This window comes from Rhodoferax ferrireducens (genome assembly GCF_003347515.1).
Taxonomy (GTDB): domain Bacteria; phylum Pseudomonadota; class Gammaproteobacteria; order Burkholderiales; family Burkholderiaceae_C; genus Rhodoferax.
In genome coordinates this window covers 14,528-36,694 of the sequence record NZ_QEII01000323.1, presented here as the reverse complement: position 1 = coordinate 36,694, position 22,167 = coordinate 14,528, and the positions used below count along the sequence as shown (strand labels likewise).

General features: G+C 63.7%; 17 protein-coding genes and 1 pseudogene. 13 read left to right on the top strand and 5 right to left on the bottom strand.

Annotated features, from left to right (window positions below):
• Positions 1–146 precede the first annotated feature (146 nt).
• The 3 genes from C5P05_RS29975 to C5P05_RS29965 are packed head-to-tail and all read left to right on the top strand — an operon-like array spanning position 147 to position 6,186.
• Complete coding sequence (locus C5P05_RS29975) at positions 147–2,531, top strand: TonB-dependent siderophore receptor (RefSeq protein ID WP_114973534.1); 2,385 nt, start codon at positions 147–149, stop codon at positions 2,529–2,531.
• Positions 2,532–2,547: 16 nt separating this feature from the next.
• Positions 2,548–3,147, top strand: a complete 600-nt coding sequence (locus C5P05_RS29970; RefSeq protein WP_114973533.1) for a YfiR family protein — start codon at positions 2,548–2,550, stop codon at positions 3,145–3,147.
• A 3-nt stretch (positions 3,148–3,150) separates the two neighbouring features.
• Positions 3,151–6,186, top strand: a complete 3,036-nt coding sequence (locus C5P05_RS29965; RefSeq protein WP_114973532.1) for an EAL domain-containing protein — start codon at positions 3,151–3,153, stop codon at positions 6,184–6,186.
• 38 nt (positions 6,187–6,224) lie between these two features.
• Here the strand turns inward: C5P05_RS29965 and C5P05_RS29960 are convergent, their stop codons facing one another.
• Positions 6,225–8,441: a heavy metal translocating P-type ATPase gene (locus C5P05_RS29960; protein ID WP_114973531.1), complete on the bottom strand. Its 2,217-nt coding sequence runs from the start codon at positions 8,439–8,441 to the stop codon at positions 6,225–6,227.
• Between the two features lie 77 nt (positions 8,442–8,518).
• Between C5P05_RS29960 and cadR the strand changes: the two genes are divergently transcribed.
• Positions 8,519–8,950, top strand: coding sequence for a Cd(II)/Pb(II)-responsive transcriptional regulator (cadR, locus tag C5P05_RS29955; RefSeq protein ID WP_114973530.1), 432 nt, complete (start codon positions 8,519–8,521; stop codon positions 8,948–8,950).
• A gap of 25 nt (positions 8,951–8,975) precedes the next feature.
• Here the strand turns inward: cadR and C5P05_RS29950 are convergent, their stop codons facing one another.
• Entirely contained in the window at positions 8,976–9,893 is a 918-nt protein-coding gene (locus tag C5P05_RS29950; protein WP_114973633.1) for a LysR family transcriptional regulator, read from the bottom strand.
• 106 nt (positions 9,894–9,999) lie between these two features.
• Here C5P05_RS29950 and C5P05_RS29945 point away from each other — a divergent pair, with 106 nt between their 5' ends.
• The 9 genes and pseudogenes from C5P05_RS29945 to C5P05_RS29910 all read left to right on the top strand — a co-directional run bounded on the left by C5P05_RS29945 (position 10,000) and on the right by C5P05_RS29910 (position 20,284).
• The gene (locus C5P05_RS29945; RefSeq protein ID WP_114973529.1) at positions 10,000–10,971 is read left to right on the top strand and encodes a hydroxymethylglutaryl-CoA lyase; all 972 of its coding nucleotides are present in this window, start codon (positions 10,000–10,002) and stop codon (positions 10,969–10,971) included.
• A 35-nt stretch (positions 10,972–11,006) separates the two neighbouring features.
• Positions 11,007–12,206 carry a CaiB/BaiF CoA transferase family protein gene (locus C5P05_RS29940; RefSeq protein ID WP_114973528.1) on the top strand — a complete coding sequence of 400 codons (1,200 nt, stop codon included), beginning with the start codon at positions 11,007–11,009 and terminating at the stop codon, positions 12,204–12,206.
• Between the two features lie 40 nt (positions 12,207–12,246).
• Positions 12,247–13,248, top strand: coding sequence for a Bug family tripartite tricarboxylate transporter substrate binding protein (locus C5P05_RS29935; RefSeq protein WP_114973527.1), 1,002 nt, complete (start codon positions 12,247–12,249; stop codon positions 13,246–13,248).
• Between the two features lie 26 nt (positions 13,249–13,274).
• Positions 13,275–14,051 (top strand): annotated as a pseudogene (locus C5P05_RS34800) (hydroxymethylglutaryl-CoA lyase); the annotation flags it as partial.
• A gap of 177 nt (positions 14,052–14,228) precedes the next feature.
• On the top strand, positions 14,229–15,443 hold the full coding sequence (locus C5P05_RS34795) for a CaiB/BaiF CoA-transferase family protein (RefSeq protein ID WP_332871375.1): 1,215 nt from the start codon (positions 14,229–14,231) through the stop codon (positions 15,441–15,443).
• Positions 15,421–16,341: a LysR family transcriptional regulator gene (locus C5P05_RS29925; RefSeq protein ID WP_114973525.1), complete on the top strand. Its 921-nt coding sequence runs from the start codon at positions 15,421–15,423 to the stop codon at positions 16,339–16,341. The genes C5P05_RS34795 and C5P05_RS29925 overlap by 23 nt, the downstream gene beginning before the upstream one ends.
• Positions 16,338–17,177: a ChbG/HpnK family deacetylase gene (locus C5P05_RS29920; protein WP_232834722.1), complete on the top strand. Its 840-nt coding sequence runs from the start codon at positions 16,338–16,340 to the stop codon at positions 17,175–17,177. The genes C5P05_RS29925 and C5P05_RS29920 overlap by 4 nt, the downstream gene beginning before the upstream one ends.
• Positions 17,178–17,224: 47 nt before the next feature.
• A complete protein-coding gene (locus C5P05_RS29915; protein WP_114973524.1) occupies positions 17,225–18,817 on the top strand; it encodes an ArnT family glycosyltransferase in 1,593 nt (530 codons plus the stop codon).
• A gap of 204 nt (positions 18,818–19,021) precedes the next feature.
• Positions 19,022–20,284, top strand: a complete 1,263-nt coding sequence (locus C5P05_RS29910; protein ID WP_114973523.1) for an HD-GYP domain-containing protein — start codon at positions 19,022–19,024, stop codon at positions 20,282–20,284.
• Positions 20,285–20,327: 43 nt separating this feature from the next.
• Here C5P05_RS29910 and C5P05_RS29905 read toward each other — a convergent pair whose 3' ends face one another.
• The 3 genes from C5P05_RS29905 to C5P05_RS29895 form a co-directional block, all read right to left on the bottom strand.
• Positions 20,328–20,696, bottom strand: coding sequence for a GtrA family protein (locus tag C5P05_RS29905; protein WP_114973522.1), 369 nt, complete (start codon positions 20,694–20,696; stop codon positions 20,328–20,330).
• Positions 20,693–21,709 carry a glycosyltransferase family 2 protein gene (locus C5P05_RS29900; RefSeq protein WP_114973631.1) on the bottom strand — a complete coding sequence of 339 codons (1,017 nt, stop codon included), beginning with the start codon at positions 21,707–21,709 and terminating at the stop codon, positions 20,693–20,695. The genes C5P05_RS29905 and C5P05_RS29900 overlap by 4 nt, the downstream gene beginning before the upstream one ends.
• Positions 21,710–21,820: 111 nt before the next feature.
• Positions 21,821–22,147, bottom strand: coding sequence for a PsiF family protein (locus C5P05_RS29895; RefSeq protein WP_114973630.1), 327 nt, complete (start codon positions 22,145–22,147; stop codon positions 21,821–21,823).
• Positions 22,148–22,167: the final 20 nt, after the last annotated feature.

Sequence of the window (22,167 nt, the reverse complement as noted above, 5' to 3'; positions counted from 1 at the left end):
GTCACGACGGGGGACGGGCGCATCATTCACGCACGGAGGTTAATACCAATGGATGAAGGCTTTTTTAGTCGTTACATTCGAGTCCCGCGGACATAGTGACCCGAATGCAAAGGGAGAGGAATCGTTGGATATCCACGATTGTCTAAATGCCATTTTTCTTGCCTGAATTCGAAATACGCACGCTCGCCCTGGCGGTGATGGGGCTGGCTGGCGGGTTGCAGCCGCTGTCATTGGCGATGGCAAGTGACCTTACCGCTGTTCAGGCGACGGTCGCCTCCCGAAAAGACGTGGCCGATATGGACCTGGGCGAATTGGCCAATGTGCGCGTGTCCCCCTTTGAGGTGTCCGCCTATCTCGACAGCGGTTACCGCGCGTCAAACTCCGTCTCGGGCTCGCGCCTGGATACACCGATCCGCGAACTTCCCTTTGCCATCCAGGCCTTCACCAAATCCTTCATCAAGGACCAGAAGCCAAGGGATATTTTCGATGTTGCACGCTTCTCACCGGGTGTTACCTACCGCAGCAACGACTTCAACGAGGGCAATGCCAACCTGGCCATCCGCGGTTTCGCCGTCAGCGCCACGCCCGGCAACGTCCAGATATTGCGCGACGGCTTCCATGGCCCCTCGGTCTTCGATTTCACCAACATCTCGCGCGTCGAGGTGGTCAAGGGACCGGCCTCCTTCCTGTATGGCCAGGTTGCGCCCGGCGGCATCGTCAACATCATCACCAAGAGCCCGCAGGCCCAGTTTGCCGCCACCGCCGATGTGGCGGTGGGCTCTTATGGCCAGCACCGTTTCGAGACTGACATCACCGGCCCGGCATCCCCCACGCTCTTTTACCGGCTCGCGGCGTCCTACGACCAGGACATGCACTACTGGGACCCCTATGATGCCCATTCGAGCAACTTGTCGCCGTCCCTGCTGTGGCAACCCAATGACCGCGTGAGCGTGACGCTCAAGTACGAGAACTTTCGCAAGTCCGAGACGCCCCAACTGATGCAAAAGCCCGGCTACGGCACGCAGAGCGGGCTTGTGCCAACCGCCTCTGCCCCCAATCTGTCAGGCGTTGATGTGCCAGGCCTGCCAGACAACTGGAACAGCATGGCCTACGCCGACTTTCGCCAAAGCAATACCGACAACCTGAGCGCCTGGCTCGATGTCAAGGCCAATGAGCAGTGGAACCTGCGCGCCGGGTACTCCCACTTGAAGTACCAGGTAGACGCCCTGTTCTCCGGCAACCTCGGCATGGCCAACAACACGACACTGCTGCAAGGCCGCCGCGTCAGATACCAGAGCTACCACAACCGGGACAACACCATCGAGGCCCAGGCGGTCGGCCAATACAACTTCAGCTGGGCCAGCCTTCGACTCCTCCTGGGCGGGCAGTATATTGACCGCCGTTTCGACAACCGGGCCGGCCAGGCGCCCAACGACCCGGCGCTTGGCAACGACCCCACAGCCTCGCCATTGCCGCTATGGGATTTGAGCAATCCATCCACCTGGAATCGCTTCGCCACCTTGCCCCTCTCCGCGCTCACCGCGAGCCCAACCGACCAGACCACCGACTACGTGGACAAGTCCGTTTATGGTGGCAGCACCTTCGGCTTCCTGGATGACCGGTTGCTGCTCCTAGCGGGCTGGCGCAGGACGTCGACGCAAAGCCAGCTCACCAACCACCTCACCGGCGAGTCTCAAGCCGCCATCTCCGCCAGTGCCATCACGCCGCAATACGGCTTGCTCTACAAGCTCACGCCGGCGCTGTCACTGTTCGGCTCCTATGCCGAGTCCTTCGTGCCCGGCACCCAGGTCCTAAACAACCCGGACGGCACCACCCAGCCTGCCACGCCGACCCGGGGCGATGGCTACGACATCGGCCTTAAGGCTGAGCTGTTCGAGGGCCGCGTTTCTGGCACGCTGAGCTTCTTCGATATTCGCAACCAGAACATCGTCAATGACCTGGCGGTCACCGATAGCTCCGGCACGGTGAAGATTTACAACGTCCAAAGCGGCGAGCAACGCTCGCGCGGTGTCGAGCTGGATGCCACCGCTACCTTGACCCCCAACTGGCAACTCTATGTGTCCTACAGCCTCATGAACGCGCGGATCACCGAGTTCAGCGGCAACGACGCAGCCATCCTGGCCCAGGATCCTGCCTTGCTGGACGCTGCCGGACAAGCCAATTACAAAAACGTGCTGAGGTATCACAACGCGCCCCTGCAGATGAGTGCACCACGTCTGGCCAATCTCTGGACGCGCTACAACTTCACGCAAGACGGCCTGCGGGGCTTTTATATCGGTGGGGGTGTCAACTTTGTGTCCGATCAGACGCTTCTGCCAGACAGCCCCGACACCGCCCAGCAGACCTACACGCTCGTCAATGCGATGGTGGGCTACGCGTGGACACGCGGTGATCGACGCATGAATGTGGCCCTGACCGGAAAAAACCTCACCGACCAAAGCTACCGCCCCTCGCAGAGCACGCGGAGCCGTCCGCGTGAGTTTCTCCTCACGTTCACCGCCAGCTTCTGAGCACCGGGCCACGTTCATGACAACCACCCCCAGTCCCTGCCGTTCAGCATGCTGGACCTGGATCGCCCGGCTGGCCTTGGCCCTGCTCATACTGCCGGTGCAGGCCTACGTCGCAAGCCAGGAGTTGACGGCAGAAAACCCGAACCGGGTCAAGGCCGCCTTTCTGCGCAATTTCGCCCACTACGTGACCTGGCCCAGCAGTGCTTTCCCGAATGGCCTCGGCCCTTGGCGGGTCTGCATCGTGGGCCGCGATCCGTTTGGCGATATGCTGGAGAACACGTTCAAGGGCCGCACCGAACAAGGTCACCCCTTTGAAATTTACCGCGCAGACACACTGCACAAACTGCCGGGCTGCCACATCGTTTTTGTGGCCCTTGACAACCCGGTTGCACGCCGCGCCGTCCTGGGTGAATTAAAAGGCAAGCCCATCCTGACGGTGGGCGACGCGCCGGAATTCCTGCGCGAAGGGGGTGTGATCCGCTTCCAGGTCGAAGACCGGGTGCGCATGAGCATCAATCTTGACCAGGCACGCGCGGTTTCGCTGGCCGTCCAGACCCGGATGCTGGAAGTCTCGCATGAGATTCTCGAGAATGGCGTGATCCGAAAGGTGCGCTGAGCCATGGTTCGCAAACTCAGTATTCACAACCGGTTGGCGCTCGTGCTGCTGGGTGCTGCCCTGTTGGCGTTTGTGGTGGCGGGTGCGGGCCTGGTGCTGTATCAGCGTTTTACGCTTGAAGACCGGACACGGCAAATCATGGAGCCCTATGCGCAATTGGTTTCGGTGGGCACCGACGCGGCTGTGGCTTTTGAAGACCCGCAGCGCGCCACTGAAATCCTGAACACCTTGCGGGTCAACCCACAAATCCTGCAGGCCGTGATTTATCTGGACAACAAGCGCCCGCTGGCCAGCTTCACCCGCACGTCCAACGCCACGCCTGGGGTCCTGCCGGACAAGCCCAACGGCCTGTATATCAGCCACGATACGGCAGACATGCTGCAAGCCTTGCCTCACGGCGCGCGGCTGCACATCAGGATGGGCTTGAATCAACTCGGCGAGCAAACCCGGCAGGTCCTGTGGCTCTTTGGTGTCGGTGCGCTCGTATTTCTGATTGCCACACTGGGTCAGTTGGCGGTTCTGCGTCGCACCATCGTGCGCCCCATCGCGTCCCTGACGCACGCGGCCGAACTCGCTCGCGCCAAGGCGGACTACAGGCATCGCGTGCCATCGAATGGGAGCGACGAAGTGGCCCGCCTGGGGCAGAGCTTCAACGACATGATGGCAGCGATTCAGCAGCGCGAAGAGGATTTGCAGCGGCTCACCTTCTTCCAGCGCACGATTCTGGACAATGTGGCCTACGGTGTCATCTCCGCCTCACCCGATGGCATCGTGACCAGCTTCAATCCTGCTGCCGAGCGCTTGCTGGGCTACACCGCCGAAGAGGTGGTGAACCAGCAGACCCCCGCGCTTTGGCACGATCCGCAAGAGCTTGCCCGGTACGCCACCCAATTGACCGAGCAACTGGGGGAAACGATTGCCCCTGGATTTGATGTGTTTGCGGCCCGCCCGCGTCGCAATCTGCCTGAGGAGAACGAATGGACCTACATTCGTAAAGACGGGACACGCATTCCGGTCAACCTGTCGGTGACCGCGTTGCGGGATGAGCGCGCGCGCATCACGGGATTCGTTGGCCTGGCCTATGACCTCACCAAGCGCAAGCAGGATGAACTGGTCATGCGTCGCCTGAATCGGGAGTTGCGTGCCATCAGCGACTGCAACCAGGTTCTGGTGCGTGCGGAAGATGAGCAGACCCTGCTGGAAAACATCTGCCGCATCGTGTGCGAGGAGGCTGACTACCGCATGGCATGGGTCGGCTACGCCGAGCACGATGAAGCCAGAACCGTGCGCCCGGTGGCCAAGGCGGGTGCCGACATGGGCTACCTGGAACACACCCGGTTCACCTGGGCCGACACCGACGAACCCAGCGGAGCCGCCATTCGAACCGGCGACATTGCGGGTGTTGACGATTTCGCCGCAGACCCCCAGACGCAACCCTGGCGTGAAGCCGCATTGCAACGCGGGTACCGTTCCTGCATTGCCCTGCCGCTGAAAGACGAAGGCGGCAGCACCTTTGGCATGCTGGGCATCTACGCCACCGAAGCCCATGCCTTCACGATCGAAGAGCAACGCCTGCTGGAAGAGCTCGCCGACGATCTGGCCTTTGGCATCGTCTCCCTGCGTACCCGCAGCGAGCGCACGGCGGCGGAGCAGCGCATCGAGCGCCTGGCCTTTTACGACCCCCTGACGGAGTTGCCCAACCGGCGCCTTCTGATGGACCGTCTGGATCGAGCCATGACCGGTAGTGCGCGTACCCAACACATGGGGGCCTTGCTGTTCATTGACCTGGATAATTTCAAAATGCTCAACGACACCTGTGGCCATGATGTCGGGGACCGCTTGCTGATCGAGGTCGCCCACCGCTTGGCCACCTGTGTGCGCGATGGTGACACCATCTCGCGCTTGGGCGGTGACGAGTTCGTGGTCATGCTGGAGGGTTTGAGCGAGCAACCGCAGGAGGCCGCTGCGCAGGCCCAGGCCATCGGCGAAAAAGTGTTGTCAACCTTGAACCAGTCCTATGTGATGGGAGACCGCACACACCACAGCACACCCAGCATCGGTGCCACCCTGTTTGTCGGCAACGAGAATTCGGTGGATGACCTGCTCAAGCAGGCCGACATCGCCATGTACCAGGCCAAGTCAGCGGGGCGCAACACCTTGCGTTTCTTCGACCCCGACATGCAAGCCTCCCTGGCTGCCCGGGCCGACATGGAAACCGCCATGCGCCAAGGCATCAAGAGCCAGCAATTTGTGCTTCACTATCAGGCGCAGGTTCATGGCCAGGTGGGGATTGTCGGCGCGGAGGCCCTGCTGCGCTGGAACCATCCCACGCGCGGCCTCGTGTCACCGGCCCAGTTCATCCCCCTGGCGGAAGAAACCGGCCTGATCCTGCCGCTGGGGCAATGGGTGCTTGAAGAGGCCTGTGAGCGACTCGCCGCCTGGTCGCGTGATCCGCTTCACCGTGACCTGTACCTGTCCGTGAATGTCAGTGCACGCCAGTTCCATCAGACGGATTTCGTTGACCGGGTGCGTTACGCGCTGCTGAGCACGGGGGCCCCGGCAACACGCCTGAAACTCGAACTGACCGAAAGCCTGGTGCTTGACAACATCAGCGACACCATCGCAAAGATGCAACAGCTCAAAGCGCTCGGGCTGAGCTTTTCCATGGACGACTTCGGCACTGGTTATTCATCCCTGTCCTACCTCACCCAGCTTCCGCTGAATCAGTTGAAGATTGACCAGTCGTTTGTGCACAACCTGCCAGACGGCCCCAACGATGCCGTGGTGGTGCAGGCCATCATCACGCTGGCCCAAAGTCTGGGGCTGGACGTGATTGCCGAAGGCGTGGAGACCGAGGCCCAGCGCGAATTTCTTCACCAACACGGCTGTCCCATCTACCAGGGCTACCTGTTCAGCAAACCCGTGTCCCAGGAGGCCTTCGCGGTATTGATGCAAGACATCGCATCCCAAAAACAGCTGATTCAGCGCTTGCAGGATCGGGCCGATATCGACCATTTTGATGGGGTGCTGAGGCCTTGAATTGGGTCGTATAAAACCCCGAGTCAGGCGGAGGCGGGCTACTTCCGCAACAAACGCAGGCCATTGCCGACCACCAGCAAGCTCGCCCCCACGTCGGCAAACACCGCCATCCACATCGTGCCTGCGCCGGTCAGTGTCAGGACCAGAAAAACAGCCTTGATGCCCAGCGCCAGCACGATGTTTTGAATCAATAGCGCATGGGTGTCGCGCGACAAGCGAACAAAGCGCGGCAACTTGCGCAGGTCGTCATCCATCAAGGCCACGTCGGCCGTCTCGATGGCCGTCCCCGTGCCCGCGGCACCCATGGCGAAACCAATGTCGGAACGTGCCAGCGCCGGCGCGTCATTGATGCCGTCACCGACCATGCCGACCGCACCCTCTTTGCCGAGCTTGCTTTCAATCGCCTTGAGCTTGTCCTCGGGCAGCAAATCGCCACGGGCTTCGTCGATACCGACCTGAGCGGCGATCGCCCGTGCCGTGTGGGCGTTGTCGCCCGTCAGCATGATGGTTTTGATCCCCAAGGCGTGCAGTTCTGCTATCGCCTGGCGGCTGCTGTCCTTGACCGTGTCCGCCACGGCGAACAAGCCATGCACACTCTGTTCGTCGGTCAGCAAGATTACGGTTTTGCCTTGTTCTTCCAGGGCCGACAGACGCGCTTCCAGCTCGTCCGAGCATCGGCCTTGCTCATGAATCAGGCGGTGATTGCCCAGGTGGTAGCGCTTGCCGTCAATCAAACCTTTGGTGCCGCGCCCGGGCAGCGCCTCAAACTCTTCCACATTTCGCAAGACAACGCCATCGCGTTTGGCCGCTTCGGCCAAAGCGCGTGACACCGGGTGATCCGAGCGACTGGCCAGACTGGCGGCCAGACTGCGAACCTCGGTCTCGTTCCAGCCATTCAACACCACGAAATCCGTCTGTGCGGGCCTGCCGTGGGTGAGGGTGCCGGTCTTGTCGAGCGCCAGCCAGGCCAGCTTGCGGCCCTCTTCCAGATAAACACCACCTTTGACGAGAATGCCCTGGCGCGCCGCGGCGGCCAGGCCACTCACGATGGTGACAGGGGTTGAAATCACCAGCGCGCAAGGGCAGGCAATGACGAGCAAAACGAGCGCCTTGTAGACCCAGTCAAACCAGTCCCCACCCAACAACAGCGGCGGTAAAACGGCAACGGCCACCGCCATGGCGAACACCACCGGGGTATAGACCTGCGCGAAGCGATCGACGAAACGCTGCGTTGGCGCGCGCGCCCCTTGCGCGGCTTCGACGGCATGGATGATGCGCGCCAGGGTGCTGTCGCCCGCTGCCGCTGTGACGGCGTACTCGAAGGAACCGGATTCGTTGATCGTCCCGGCAAATACAGGATCGCCTTCGGCTTTTTCCACCGGCAGGCTCTCACCCGTGATCGGTGCCTGGTTGATGTTTGAGCGCCCACTGACGATGGTTCCGTCCAAGGCGATGCGTTCGCCGGGTTTGATACGAACGCGGGCGTCCACTTGAACCGACTTTGCGGCGACCTCGCCCCAAGTCCCGTCAGCTTGCAAGACAGTGGCGCGTTCTGGCGCGAGCTGCATCAAGCCTCGGATGGCATGGCGCGCCCGGTCTAGCGACTTGGCCTCGATCAGCTCGGCAATCGTGAACAGCACCATCACCATGGCCGCTTCAGGCCACTGGCCCAGCAGGAGTGCACCGGTCACGGCGATGCTCATCAGCGCGTTGATGTTGAGATTGCCGTTGCGGATGGCAATCCAACCCTTCTTGTAGGTCGTGATGCCGCAGGCCAAGACTGCTGCCATGGCCAGCAAGGCCGCCACCCATGTAGGCAGTCCGGCCCAATGAGCAAGCTCTGAGCCAATGGCAGCCACGCCCGCCAGCACCAACGGCCACCAGGGTTTGACAGGCTCCGGCGTGGGCTCGGAGTGGGCCGACGTATCGCAGGCAATCTCGGGCGTGAAGCCCAATGAACGGACAGCCGCCAAAATGGTCTCTATGGCTTTGGGCTCGTGCGTCACCGTCAGCACTCGCTGCATCAGGTTGAAATCCATGCCCGCCACACCGGCCATGCCGCCCAGCTTCTTGCGCAACAGCGCTTCTTCGGTGGGGCAATCCATCTGCATGATGCGGATAGGGGTTTGAATGCCGTCACGGCGCGTCTCGGGCTGGCCGAGTTGCACCAAGGGCTGATCCGCACTATGGTCACAACAGGCCGTGGCATGTGAATGGTCGTGGTCGTGTGTATCGTGCTGGTGCTGGGCTGACATGGCGTGTTCCTGAAACTGATTCAGCCCATTAGGCAACCTGAAGTTACTATAGAGTCAAGGTATTTCTGGAGTCCCTCATGAAAATCGGTGAATTGGCACAGGTGGCGCAATGCACGGTGGAGACGGTGCGCTATTACGAGAAGGAAGGCCTGCTGCCAGCGCCCGCGCGCACGCCAGGCAACTTTCGGGTGTACGGCCCGGCGCATGTGGAGCGTTTGCGCTTCATCCGCAACTGCCGCGCGCTGGACATGAGCCACGGTGAAATTCATGCCCTGCTGCGGCTGGCCGATCAGCCCGCCGAAGGCTGCGGCGCCATCAGTGAGGTGTTTGACCAGCACATCGCCCATGTCGATGAACGTCTGCGGGAACTCACGCAACTCAAGCAACAACTGGGGGCCTTGCGCGAGCGCTGTCAAAGCGAACAGGCGGTCAATGCCTGTGGCATTCTGCAAGGGCTGGCGGCGATGGAAACCGAGCCCAAACCCGAACGGCATACGCATCTGGGTTGAGGCCTATCGCGCTATAAACCCTGATTCACGCCATGCCGGCGCCGGGTGTCTGCAAATGCGCCAGCAGCAAGCGCGCCGCCGCCGACAGAGCCGCCTCATCCCGAAAACAGATCGCAAAATGCCGCCGCGCCCAGACTTCCTCCAGCGGAATCAGGCACAGCGCATGGCCGGCGGCGTAAGGCCGCGCCACCTCCAGCGGCACCACGCTGATGGCCAGGTTGGCATGCACCACGCGCAGGGCAGCTTCAAAGTTGGAGACGATCACGCGGTGCACCAGGGTCCGGCCTAAGGCCGCAGCCATACGTTGCAACATCACCTGCACGGCACTGCTGACCGGCAGGCTGACGTGCTCATAGTCCAGGGTCTGCTCAAAACGCACTGACCTGGCGCCCGCCAGCGGATGCGAGGGGTGGACCACGATCGCCAGGTGGTCGCTGCGGTAGGGACGCGACTGCAGCGCGCCCAGATCGGCACCGTGCTCGCTGGCCCAGCAGATGCCCAGCGAGGCGCTGCCTTGCCAGATGCCGCGCACCACGTCCGGGCTGATGCGTTCCTCCATGTCGACCCGGATGTCACGGTGCGCCGGGTTCTTCAGAAACGCCGCGACGTCGTCGGCCAGCGCTTCGGCCATCACCGAGGCCGTGGCCAGCAGCCGCACCTGGCCCTTGATGCCGGAGGCATAGGCGGCCATGTCGCGCTCGATCCGGTCGGCACTGGCCAGCATGCTGCGGGCGTGCTCCAGCAGGGTTTCGCCGGCCGGCGTGGGCTCGACGCCGCGGCGGCGGCGCACCAGCAAAGGCGTGCCGACGGTGTTTTCCAATTGCGCCAGGCGCTTGCTGATGGCCGAGCCCACGATGTGGGCCTGCTCGCCGGCGCGCGCAATATTGCGGGTTTCGCACACCGTCACGAACAGGCGCAAGGTGGTTAAATCGAGATCGCGCATGCTGAACAAGGGCTGAAATGGGGAGGATCAAGAAGTTCCATCTCGGAATGGTAGCGCTTCCGAAATCTATTTCGTTATCTTGTCCGGCATATCTAAACTCGCCCACATGAACCACACTCACCCAAGCCCCGCTTTACCCCGCTACGTCATCCTTCGCGAGGTCGGACTGCGCGACGGCCTGCAAAGCATCACCCGCGTCATGCCCACCGAGCAGAAGCTGGCATGGATTCAGGATGCCTTTGATGCCGGCCAGCGCGAGATCGAAGTCGGCTCCTTCGTGCCGGCGCGTTTGCTGCCGCAACTGGCCGACACCGCCGAGCTGCTGGCCTTTGCCAAGACCCTGCCCGGCCTCACGGCTTCGGTGCTGGTGCCCAACTTCAAGGGGGCTGAGCTGGCCATGGCGTGCGAGGCTGACCTGATGCTGCTGCCTATTTCCGCCAGCCATGCCCACAGCCTGGCCAACCTGCGCAAAACGCCGGACGAGGTGGTGGCCGAGATCGGCCGCATCGTCGCGGCGCGCAATGCCAGCGGTTCGCGCACGCTGATCGAGGTCGGCATGAGCACGGCCTTCGGCTGCACGCTGCAGGGCCGGGTCGAGCCGGCCGAAGTGCTGCGCCTGCTGCGGGCCGTGCTGGACGCCGGTGCCGACCGCGTGGGCCTGGCCGACACCGTGGGCTATGCCGACCCGGCCATGGTGCACGACTTGTTCGCGCAAGCCCTGCCCATTGCCGGCGACAAACTCAATTGCGGCCATTTTCACGACACCCGCGGCATGGGCGTGGCCAATGTGTATGCCGCGCTGCAAATGGGCGTGACGCGCTTCGACGCCTGCCTGGCCGGCATCGGCGGCTGCCCGCACGCACCGGGCGCCAGCGGCAATGTGGCGATCGAAGACCTGGCCTATATGTTCGCCAGCATGGGCATCGCCACCGGGCAGGATATTGAGCGCCTGCTGGCGCTGCGCCAGAAAGTGGCGCACTGGCTGGATGGCGAAACCCTGCACGGCACGCTGTGGCGCGCCGGCCTGCCCAAGACCATGTTGCCCACTGGCATCACGCCCGCCCAGGCCTGTGCCTGACACGTATCAACGCCTTTTTAAATAATCAATCCAAAATGCAAGAGACCCCCACGCCCCAACCCCTGACTGGCCTGCGCGTCGTCGAATTCACCCACATGGTCATGGGCCCGACCTGCGGCATGGTGCTGGCCGACATGGGCGCCGAGGTGATCAAGGTCGAGCCCATCGACGGCGATCGCACCCGGCACTTGCTGGGCGCGGGCTCGGGCTTTTTCCCCATGTTCAACCGCAACAAGAAAAGCATCGCGATCGACCTGCACAGCCCGGCCGGCGCCGAGGTCGCGCGCAAGCTGGCGGCCTCGGCCGACGTGGTGGCCGAGAACTTCAAGCCCGGCACCATGGGCAAATACGGGCTGGACTACGCCGCCTTGTCGTTGGTGAACCCGCGCCTGATCTACGTCAGCCACAAGGGTTTTTTGCCCGGCCCTTACGACCACCGCACCGCGCTGGACGAAGTGGTGCAGATGATGGGCGGCCTGGCCTACATGACCGGGCGCCCGGGTGACCCGCTACGCGCCGGCACCAGCGTGAATGACATCATGGGCGGGCTGTTCGGCGCCATCGGCGCCTTGGGCGCCTTGATCCAGCGCGGCATCAGCGGCAAGGGCATGGAAGTGCAGTCGGCGCTGTACGAGAACAATGTGTTCCTGATGGGCCAGCACATGCTGCAGTACGCGATGACCGGCAAGCACCCGGCGCCCATGCCGGCGCGCGACAACCCCTGGGCTGTCTATGACGTGTTCACGGTCAAGGACGGCGAGCAGATCTTCCTGGCGGCGGTGAGCGACGCGCAGTGGTTCACCTTCTGCGACGCCCTGGGCCTGCCCGACTTGAAGGCCGACGCCGAACTCGCCACCAACAACCTGCGCGTGGCCCGGCGCCCGCAGCTGCTGGCCACGCTGCGCGAACGCCTGGCGCCGCGCAGCGCCGCCGAGCTGGCGGCGGTGATGGAACAGGCCGGTCTGCCCTTCGCGCCGATCCGCAAGCCCGAAGACCTGCTCGATGACCCGCACCTGCTGGCCACCGGCGGCCTGGCCGATGTGCGCCTGCCCGATGGCCCCAAGGCCGGCCAGACCGTCAAGACCACGCTGTTTCCGATCACCCTGGACGGCCAGCGCCTGGGCGTGCGCCTGCACCCGCCGACCCTGGGCGAACACACGCGCCAGCTGCTGACCGATCTGGGTTATGACGCGGCCCAAATTGAATCCCTGCAGGCGCAGGCCGCGATCAGGTGATACTGCAGAGCATTGAATTATTTATAACAAGGAGACAGACATGACACACCAAACGACACAATTTTCCCGCCGCCACACCCTGATCCGTCTCGGCGGCGTTGCGGCCGGCCTCGCCGCTTGGGGCGCACCCGCCGCGCTGCTGGCGCAGACGAGTGACCGCGTGGTCAAGTTCATCCTGCCGGTGTCGGCCGGTTCCGGCGTGGACGGCATCGCCCGCGCCGCGCAAATCGCCCTGGGCAAGGCGCTCGGCCAGACCGTGGTGATCGAGAACCAGCCCGGCGCCGGTGGCGTGGTCGGCACCTCGACCATGATCAAGTCGGCGCCCGATGGCCTGACGCTCTCCATGGTGTCCAACAACCATGTGATTTACCCTGCTGTGCTCAAGTCCGTGCCGTTTGACCCGGTGGCCGACATCACGCCGATTGCGATCATTGGCGCAACCCCGCTGGTGCTGGTGGTGAATCCCAAGGTGCCGGCGAAAAACATGAAGGAGCTGGTGGCCCTGTTCAAGGCCAACCCGGGCAAGTACAACTACGCCTCCAGCGGCAACGGCACCATCCTGCACTTGGCGCCCGAGATGTTCAAGGACGTGACGCAGACCTTCGTCACCCACATTCCCTACCGCGGCGTCGCGCCCATGGTGCAGGACATCATTGCCGGCCAGGTCGACATGGGCGTGCTGGCCCTGCCGTCCGCCCAGGCGCACATCAAGAACGGCACCATGCGCGCGATTTGCGTGTCGGCGCCGGCGCGGATTCCGGCCGCGCCGGACATCCCCACCTCGACCGAGCAAGGCTACCCTGGCTACATGGTGGAAGGTTGGATCGCCGTGGTCGGGCCCAAGGGCATGGCCCCGGACCTGGTCAAGCACATCAACGCCGCCTTTGTGGCGGCGTTTTCAACGCCCGAGGTCAAGGAGTCCATGGCCAAGCAAGGCAACACCATCAAGATCTCGACGCCGGAGTTCGCGCTGGCGCACTTCAAGTCGGAAATGGTGAAGTACGCCGGGCTGGTGAAAAAGGCCGGCGTGGTGCCGCAATAGGCGCTTTGCCTGAGAAAGCCAAGAAGATGCGCACTGACCCGCAGGTCCTGATCAGCGAGGTCGGACCGCGAGACGGCCTGCAATCGGTCAAGGCCACCCTGGCCACGGCGAATAAGCTCCGCTGGATTGACGCGTTGGTGGCGAGCGGCCTGCGCGAGATCGAGGTCTGCTCTTTTGTGCCGGCCCGGCACCTGCCGCAAATGGCCGACGCCGCCGAGGTGGTGCGCCATGCCCTCACCCACCCCGGCGTGACCATCATGGCGCTGGTGCCGAATCGACGCGGCGCGCAGGCGGCCCTTCAGGCCGGCGTGCACAAGCTGACGATTCCGGTATCCGCCAGCGCCGCGCATTCGCTGGCCAATGTGCGGAAAACGCGTGAAGAGATGATCGAAGAAGTGCGCGCCATCGTGCGCCTGCGCGACGACATCGCACCCGGCGTCACGGTCGAGGCCGGCATGTCCACCGCCTTTGGCTGCACGCTGCAGGGTGCCGTGGCCGAGGATGATGTGGTCTGGCTGGCCCGCGAACTCGTGGCGGCTGGGGTGAACGAGGTTGGCCTGAGCGACACCACCGGCATGGCCAACCCGGCCCAGGTGCGCCGCCTGTTCACACGGGTGCGTGCGGCCATCGGCGCGCGGACCGGCGCCGCCCACATGCACAACACGCGCGGCCTGGGCTTGGCCAACTGCCTGGCCGCCTACGACGTGGGTATCCGCACCTTTGACAGCTCGCTCGGCGGCCTGGGCGGCTGCCCCTACGCGCCCGGCGCTTCCGGCAATGTGGTGACGGAAGACCTGGTCTTCATGTTCGAGGCCATGGGCGTCGCCACCGGCGTCGATCTCGACAAACTCATGGCCGCGCGCGCGCCGCTGACGGCCGGCCTGCCGGGCGAGCCGCTTTATGGCATGACGCCGGAGGCGGGTCTGCCCAAAGGCTGGACGCCACGTCCCGCGTCCGCCGCTCTGGCATCAGCGTCCGACGTGACAGAACCCCACGGTACGGCCAAGCCGTTGCCCTATGCCGGCCTGCGCGTCGTCGAATTCACCCACATGGTCATGGGCCCGACCTGCGGCCTGGTGCTGGCGGACCTGGGGGCCGAAGTCATCAAGGTCGAGCCGATTGGCCACGGCCGTGCCGGCGACGCCACGCGCCAGTTGCTCGGCTCCGGCGCCGGCTTTTTCCCGATGTTTAACCGCAACAAGAAAAGCCTGGCGCTGGACCTGCAGACGCCGCAGGGCAAGGAGGCGGTGTTGCGCCTGATTGCCACCGCCGATATCGTGAGCGAAAACTTCAAGCCCGGCACCATGAAGAAACTGGGGCTCGATTACGCCAGCCTGAAGGCCCTGAACCCGCGCCTGATCTACGTCAGCCACAAAGGTTTTCTGCCCGGCCCCTACGCGCAGCGCACGGCGCTGGACGAGGTGGTGCAGATGATGGGCGGCCTGGCCTATATGACCGGGCGCCCGGGCGACCCACTGCGCGCTGGCACCAGTATCAACGACATCATGGGCGGCCTGTTCGGTGCCATCGGCGCCATGGCCGCCCTCAGTGCGCGTGAAAAAACTGGTGTCGGCCAGGAGGTGCAAAGCGCGCTGTTCGAGAACAATGTGTTCCTGGTGGCGCAGCACATGATGCAGTACGCCGTCACCGGCCAGGCCGCCGCGCCCATGCCGGCGCGCATCTCGGCTTGGGCCGTGTACGACGTGTTCAAGGTCAAGGACAACGAGCAGATCTTCCTGGCCGTGGTCAGCGACACCGCCTGGGCCCTGTTCTGCGAGGCCTTCGGTTTTGCCGACCTCCAGAATGACGCGCGCCTGCGCAGCAACAACGACCGGGTGCGCGCGCGCGACTGGATGATGCCTGTGCTGCGCGAACGGCTGGCGGCGTACAGCGCGGCCGAGTTGAGCGCCGTGTTCGAGAAAAACGCCTTGCCGTTTGCGCCCATCACCCGGCCGCAGGACTTGCTGGACGATCCGCACCTGAACGCCACCGGCGGCCTGGCCGCCATCACCCTGCCGGACGGCCGGCAAACCAAAACGGTATTGCTGCCGCTCACGTTGGACGGCGCGCGCCCGGGCGTGCGCCTGAGCCCGCCCCGGCTTGGCGAGCACAGCACGGAACTGCTGGCCGAGCTGGGTTACAGCACCACAGAAATAGAGGCGCTCTGCCCCCATGGCCCAGCTCAAACAACTTGAATCCTTTGTCGCCGTCGCCACCCGCGGCAGCCTGACGGCAGCCGCCAAGGCCGAGGGCGTGGCCCCGGCCATCATGGGGCGCCGCCTCGATGCGCTGGAAGCGCGCCTTGGCGTCAAGCTGCTGGTGCGCACCACGCGGCGCATCGCGCTCACGCACGAAGGCAGCGCATTTCTGGAGGATTGCCAGCGTTTGCTGGCCGACCTCGCCAATGCCGAGGCCAGTGTCTCGGCCGGTGGCGTCAAAGCCAGCGGGCATTTGCGCATCACGGCGCCGGCCGGCTTTGGGCGGCGCCATGTGGCGCCGCTGGTGCCGCGATTTCGGGAGCAACATACCGAGGTCACCATTTCCTTGAACCTGAGCGACCGAGTGGTCGATCTGGCGGGCGAAGGCTTTGACTGCGCGGTGCGCGTCGGCGACATGCCGGACTCGTCCCTGGTCAGCGTGCGCCTGGCTGACAACCGCCGCCTGTGCGTGGCCACGCCCACGTACCTGAGGCAGCACGGCACGCCGGCCCACCCGCAGGACTTGTCGCGCTTTGATTGCCTGACCCTGTCCAGCGAGGCCTCTCAAACCCGGGGCTGGGCCTTCAAGCTGCCCAAGGGTGAGGCCCATGAACTCATCTATCTGAAACCCGGCGGCCCGCTGAACTGCTCGGACGGCCAGGTGTTGCATGACTGGTGCCTGGCCGGCTATGGCATTGCCTGGCGCAGCACCTGGGAGGTCGAGGCCGAGATCGCCGCCGGGGCGCTGGTGCCGGTGCTGGAAGACTTCGCCGCCCCGGCCAACGGCATTTACGCCGTGTTTCCCAGTGCCCGGCACCTGCCCCTGCGCGTGCGCCTGTGGATTGATTTTCTCAAACACCATTACGGTCAGGCCGGTTTTTGGAAGGCGCAATGATGGACACGGATGCGAGTGGCAGGCGAGACGAGGCGGGCATGAAAGGAGTGATCCTGTGCGCCGATGACTTTGCCGTTCATGAAAGCGCCTCGCTGGGCATTGCCCGGCTGGCGCGTCTGGGGCGCCTCAGCGCCACCAGCGCCATGGTGCTGTCACCGCGCTGGGCGCAGGATGTGGCGCTGCTGCGCGAGCTGCGCGGGCGCATCGATGTCGGCCTGCACCTGGACTGGACCAGTGACTTTGCCATCAGCGCCGGGCACGGCCTGTCCTTGGGCGCGGCCATGCTCAAAGCCGCGCTGGGGGGCTTCGAGCCGACGGCGGCGCGCGGCGTGATCGAGCGCCAGCTGGATGCGTTCGAAGCGCAATGGCAGGCGCCGCCCGATTACGTCGACGGCCACCAGCATGTGCAGCAGTTCGCCGGCATTCGCGAGGCCTTGGTACAGGCCCTGGCCAGCCGCTATGGCGCTCGCCTGCCTTATCTGCGGATTTCACGCGCGCCAGCGGGCCACGCCGACTTGAAAAGCCGGGTGATCGCGGCGATGGGTGCATCTGCTCTTGAAAAGATAGCTTCTAACGCAGGTGTGACGTGCGGTACAGCCCTTTTAGGCATTTATGATTTTGCGGGCACCGAAGCCCGCTACGCGGGGCGGATGGCCGGCTGGCTGCGCGCCGCCCCGGCCGGCAGCATCATCATGTGCCACCCGGCGCGGGCCGCCGAGCCGGGCGACGTCATCGGCGCGGCGCGTGCGCAGGAATTCGCCTATCTGAGCGGGGCCGACTTCTCCATGGCGCTGGCCCAGGCGCGGGTCCAGCTGGTTCGGGGCGCGTCGACCTAGCCCACGGCCAGACGCGTGATCCTGGCCCTGCCCGCTAAAATTCGCCAGTGAATACCTCCCTGACCGAACGACAAAAATCCTGGCTGACCCTGGCCGCGCTCTGGCTGCTCTTGCTGTTGCTGGCGTCCCTGCGGCCGCTGGCTGTGCCCGACGAGGGCCGTTACGGCGAAATCGGACGCTGGATGCTGCAAAGTGGTGACTGGCTCACGCCGCGCCTCAACGGCCTGCCGTTCTTTCACAAACCGCCCTATCTGTACTGGCTGGAGGCGATGTCGCTGGCCACGTTTGGCGTCAACGAGCTGGCCCTGCGTCTGGTGCCGGCGCTGCACGGGGGCCTGATGATCATCGCCCTGTACCTGTCGGCGCGCACCATCAGCAGCGAGTCCATCGCCCGCCGCGCCGTTCTCATGCTGGGCACCAGCCTGACCTTTTTGATCGGCGGCCAGTACATCAACCACGACATGCTGGTGGCAACCTGGATTGGCGTGGCGATCTGGTGTTTTGCCTTTGCCTTCATGGCCGGCGACAAGCCCGATGCCACGCTGGCGCGTATGGGTTTTGTGGCCTGCGCTCTGGGCATGCTCAGCAAGGGACTGATCGGCATTGCGCTGCCGGGCCTGGTGATATTCATCTGGCTGCTCTGGACACGTCAGTTCAAGAAAGTGCTGTACCTGCCCTGGCTCACCGGTCTGGCGCTGTTTGCGGCGATTGCCCTGCCCTGGTTTGTCGTCGCCCAGCAAAAATACCCACAGCTGTTTGACTACATGTTCATCGGCCAGCAGTTCAACCGTTACACCGCGGCCACCTACAACAACCCGCAGCCCTGGTGGTTTTACCTGCTGTCGCTGGTCCTGCTGCTGTTTCCCTGGGTGTTTTTTGCACTGAATCAGTTGCGCCGGCAGGCTCGCCACGCACTCGGCGTTGCGCCCAAGTCCGCGCCGCTAATGGCCCCGCCATGGTGGAGTTTGTGCTGGATCTGGGTCGGGGCGATTACGCTTTTCTTTTCCATCCCCAACTCCAAGCTGGTTGGCTATATTTTGCCGGTCATGCCCGGGCTGGCGCTGCTGGCCGCGCTGGGCTGGGAGCGCGCCATGGCGCACCGTGCCAGTGCGGGCAAGATTTTTGCCGGCTTGTGCCTGCTCAATATCGGCATCGCGCTGGCCATCGTCACCCAGGTCGGCGGCGTGACCCGCACCGGGCGCACGCAAGACATTGCCCAGGCCCTGGCCTGCGCGGCCCGCCCCTCGGACACGGTGTATGTGTCGGATGCCTATCCCTACGACCTGCCGTTTTACGCGCAAACGCGCAAACCCCTGGTGGTGCTGGAGCACTGGGCCCAATTGCGTGAGCAGGTGGGCGACGGCTGGCAGCGCGAGCTGTTTGAAGGGGCGGATTTTGACGAACAGGCAGCCCGGGTGCTGCAATCGCCGGTGGTGCTGGCCCAGGCCGGTGCCGTGCCGGGCAACTGGTTTGTGGCACGCACCGGCAACACCATGGCTGCGGGTCTGAGCGACTGGCAGCTGTTTTTCCAGGGCGCCGGCTGGGCGCTGTACCAGTCAGGCAGCCCGCTGGCGGCGGCAGGCGCGAAACCAGCTGAACCCAAAGGCTTGCCCGGCTGCAAAGACCCGGGTCACCGATAACGCCAGTAGCGCGCATCTCAAGGGCGCTCACTGCCACGCGGGCGACTAGTTTCCCGTGGACACGACTTTCATGCCAGAATAAACGTTCTAGTTCAACAAAAGAAACCAAACGGGAGTCTGGGTCATGAATGAACTGTTCAGGTCGTCGCGCGCGTGCGTTTTCCAACTGGCGTGGAATCACGCCACAGCTTGCAGAGGGCGGCCATGACCATGGCCCCTGCCGGCGACAACCAGGCCAATCCCGACGCACTCAATGCCATCGTCAAGGCGAGCGAGGCCTACTCCATCGTCGCCTCACAGGACATCGTCGATGTGCAGGGGCTCAAGCTCTGGGCCAAAGGGCAACCCGTGTCATCTGCCTTGCAGCAGCGGCTGCTGGATCGCAAATTGAGATATCCGCTGGAGACCTGCCTGGCGGCGGAAGATGGTGTCACCTCGTTCAGCCTGCATGCGGACCTTTTGGCCTGCTTGAACACGGATGCCGCGCTGGCGCGAGCCCTGCGCCCTTGGGCGCCTGTCTTGCTGGAGCAAGTCAAGCAATTGCCGTTGCATTCGGTGGCGCAACTGCTGTTGACCGCCGCCATGGCCACCCGACCCAGCAGCCTGCCGCATGCGCTGGAGTCCATGGCGCTGGCGGGTGCCATGGCCAGCGGGCCGGATTTGTCTTCGTCGGTGAACGTCCGCATGGCCATGCTCGGCGGGCTATTGCACGATATCGGAGAGGTCTATATTCAGCCCGAATACCTGACGTCCAAGGCGCCACTGGACCTGATGGGTCACAAGCACCTCATGGTTCACCCCCGGGTGGCGCAAATGTTGTTAAGCAAGACGACCGACTACCCGCAGACATTGTGCCGGGCCATCGGCGAGCACCACGAGCGGCTCGACGGCTCGGGTTATCCAGCGCGCCTGTTGGAGCCAGGTATCTCGTCCCTTGGCCGCCTGCTTGCCGTTGTCGAGCTCACCATGGGCATCTTGCGCACGCCCCGTGCGCCCTTGACCCGTGCCGACTTCGCGCTGCGCGTGGTGCCCGGTGAATATGATCCAGCGTGGAGCAGTTTCATATGCAATTTGGCCCGTGCCGTGCCGGAAAACCCGACCACGACCCCGGCTCAGCCTGCCTTCGCGGACGGGTCGCCACTGCAGCAAATCGACGAACGCACGGCGCAGGCGCAGCAATTGGCCGTGACTCTGAAGGCGCAAGGCCGGGCCGGCCCGGTCCTGGAAATTGTGGACACCGCCCTCATACGATTGAACCGCTTGCGCCAAGCCTGGAACGCCTTGGGCTTTTGGGGTGCCAACCCCCATGACCTGAGTCCACCGGAGCTATTTGAACTGGAACTGGCCGGCCATGAGTTGCAGCAGCGTTTGACCCAGCTCCAGCGCGAATGCCTGCTCCTGGGTGAGCGACTGGGGGAGCTCGAAAAAATGTGGCTGGAACCCTTGTGGCGCGGTATTGCGATCTAGCGATGTCATGGACCCTGATGGCCCCGCCCCATGGGGCCGCCTGCTAGCGGCGAAAGGCCCAGAAGCGGCTGAACACAAAGGTTTGTCCGGCTGCAAAGACCAAGGCTATAAATAGCGCCAGCAGTGCGGGCATATCAAAGCCGCGCAAGAGCAGCACAAAGACGAGTTCATTGCTGGCAAAACCGGCCAGGGCGGTCACGGCAAAGCGGCGCAAACTGGTGCCGACGCTGGTGCCTGCATCCTTGAAGCTCAGCAGTCGGTGGCCCGCAAAGCTGACAAAAAACGCGACAAGAAACCCCAGGGCGTTGGCCAGCTCGGGCCACATCAGATGTTGCACCAGCGTGAACACCAGCATGTGCGTGAGCGCCGCCGTACCCCCGACGGCCAGGAACCAGAACGTGGAGGCGCTCAAAGCAGGGAGGCTTCCTGGCGTTCCAGAGGCAGGTCTTCGCCCACGGCCGATGCGGGCGTGGCCAGTCCGGCCCCCGCGCGCTGGCTGATGAGGTAGGGCGGGCGCTGCTTGACCTCTTCATAAATGCGGCCCACGTATTCCGCCAGCACGCCGATCGAGAGCAGCTGGATGCCGCTGAAAAACATCATGCCGACCACGATCGTGGCGTAGCCGGGGACGGCGATGCCGGAGAAGAAATATTCGCCGACGACCCAGCCGCCATAGCCCAGCGCGATGGCCGACAGCACCAGCCCGACCAGGGTCAAGGCGCGCAAGGGGGCAATCGAAAACGCCAGAATACCGGTCAGCGCCAGCGACAGGGAGCCGCGCAGGCCAAAATTGCTCTTGCCGTCCGCACGCGGCAGCGGCTGGTAATCAATGGCCGTGCTGTTAAAGCCAACCCAGGCGTACAGCCCTTTCATGAAGCGGTTGCGTTCGGGCAGGCTTTTCAGGGCGTCGACCACCTTGCGGTCCATCAGCCGGAAATCTCCGGCGTTGGCCGGAATCTTGACCCGGTTGCCGAAGTTGACCATTCTGTAAAACAGCCCGGTCAGGCTGACCTGCAGCCCGGACTGGTCTTCGCGGGTCTTTCGCACGGCGTACACCACGTCCGAGCCGGCTTGCCACTTTTGCAGCATCTCGGGCAGGAGTGCCACGGGGTGCTGGCCGTCAGCATCCATCAAGACCACCACGTCGCCGCGGGTGGCGTCGATGCCGGCCGTGAGGGCCGGCTCCTTGCCGAAGTTGCGCGAGAGCTTGAGGTAGACCACCTCACTGTGGGCCGCGCACAGCGCCTGCATGACTTGCGTGGTGTCGTCGCGGCTACCGTCGTCCACCACGATCAGCTCGATGCGATCACTTAAAGACGAAAGTGTTTCCAGGATATGAGGCACCACCGCGCCCAGATTGCGCGCTTCATTGAAGGCGGGGATCACGCAGGAAATGGACGGGGACTGGGGAGAACGGGACATCATGGTCGCATCATGCCAAAAGAAAACCCCGTCGGGCAAAACCGGCGGGGTTTTTTTGCGCTTCGTGACGTCAGTGCTTGACCTCATCCCGCATGGCCTGGTTAAACGTGAAAGTTAGCTACTCAGGCAGTCTTTCATGAAGGTCTTGCGCTCGGCGCCCTTGAGTTTCTTCTCACCAGCGTCTTTGTTGCAGGTTTTCATTTTTTCCTGCTGGGCCATTTTCTTGTCGGAGGTGGCGGCCACAGGTTTTGCGCTCAGGCATTCCTTCATGAAGGCTTTGCGTTCATCCCCCTTTTTGTCAGTGGCTTCCTTGTTGCACATGGCCATTTTGCTTTGCTGCGGCGTCTTGGCGGCGGCATCGGCGGCGGGCGCGTCAGCGGCATGGACAGCGCCCATAGACAGGGACAGGGCCAGGCCGAGAAGGGTCATCAGTTTCTTCATCATGCATCCTTTGAACGGGT

Excerpts from the sequence above, each read along its gene's own strand:
- C5P05_RS29975 (WP_114973534.1), top strand. The coding sequence starts at position 147 with ATGCCATTTTTCTTGCCTGAATTCGAAATACGCACGCTCGCCCTGGCG.
- C5P05_RS29970 (WP_114973533.1), top strand. The coding sequence starts at position 2,548 with ATGACAACCACCCCCAGTCCCTGCCGTTCAGCATGCTGGACCTGGATC.
- C5P05_RS29965 (WP_114973532.1), top strand. The coding sequence starts at position 3,151 with ATGGTTCGCAAACTCAGTATTCACAACCGGTTGGCGCTCGTGCTGCTG.
- C5P05_RS29960 (WP_114973531.1), bottom strand. The coding sequence starts at position 8,441 with ATGTCAGCCCAGCACCAGCACGATACACACGACCACGACCATTCACAT.
- cadR (WP_114973530.1), top strand. The coding sequence starts at position 8,519 with ATGAAAATCGGTGAATTGGCACAGGTGGCGCAATGCACGGTGGAGACG.
- C5P05_RS29950 (WP_114973633.1), bottom strand. The coding sequence starts at position 9,893 with ATGCGCGATCTCGATTTAACCACCTTGCGCCTGTTCGTGACGGTGTGC.
- C5P05_RS29945 (WP_114973529.1), top strand. The coding sequence starts at position 10,000 with ATGAACCACACTCACCCAAGCCCCGCTTTACCCCGCTACGTCATCCTT.
- C5P05_RS29940 (WP_114973528.1), top strand. The coding sequence starts at position 11,007 with ATGCAAGAGACCCCCACGCCCCAACCCCTGACTGGCCTGCGCGTCGTC.
- C5P05_RS29935 (WP_114973527.1), top strand. The coding sequence starts at position 12,247 with ATGACACACCAAACGACACAATTTTCCCGCCGCCACACCCTGATCCGT.
- C5P05_RS29925 (WP_114973525.1), top strand. The coding sequence starts at position 15,421 with ATGGCCCAGCTCAAACAACTTGAATCCTTTGTCGCCGTCGCCACCCGC.
- C5P05_RS29920 (WP_232834722.1), top strand. The coding sequence starts at position 16,338 with ATGATGGACACGGATGCGAGTGGCAGGCGAGACGAGGCGGGCATGAAA.
- C5P05_RS29910 (WP_114973523.1), top strand. The coding sequence starts at position 19,022 with ATGACCATGGCCCCTGCCGGCGACAACCAGGCCAATCCCGACGCACTC.
- C5P05_RS29900 (WP_114973631.1), bottom strand. The coding sequence starts at position 21,709 with ATGATGTCCCGTTCTCCCCAGTCCCCGTCCATTTCCTGCGTGATCCCC.
- C5P05_RS29895 (WP_114973630.1), bottom strand. The coding sequence starts at position 22,147 with ATGAAGAAACTGATGACCCTTCTCGGCCTGGCCCTGTCCCTGTCTATG.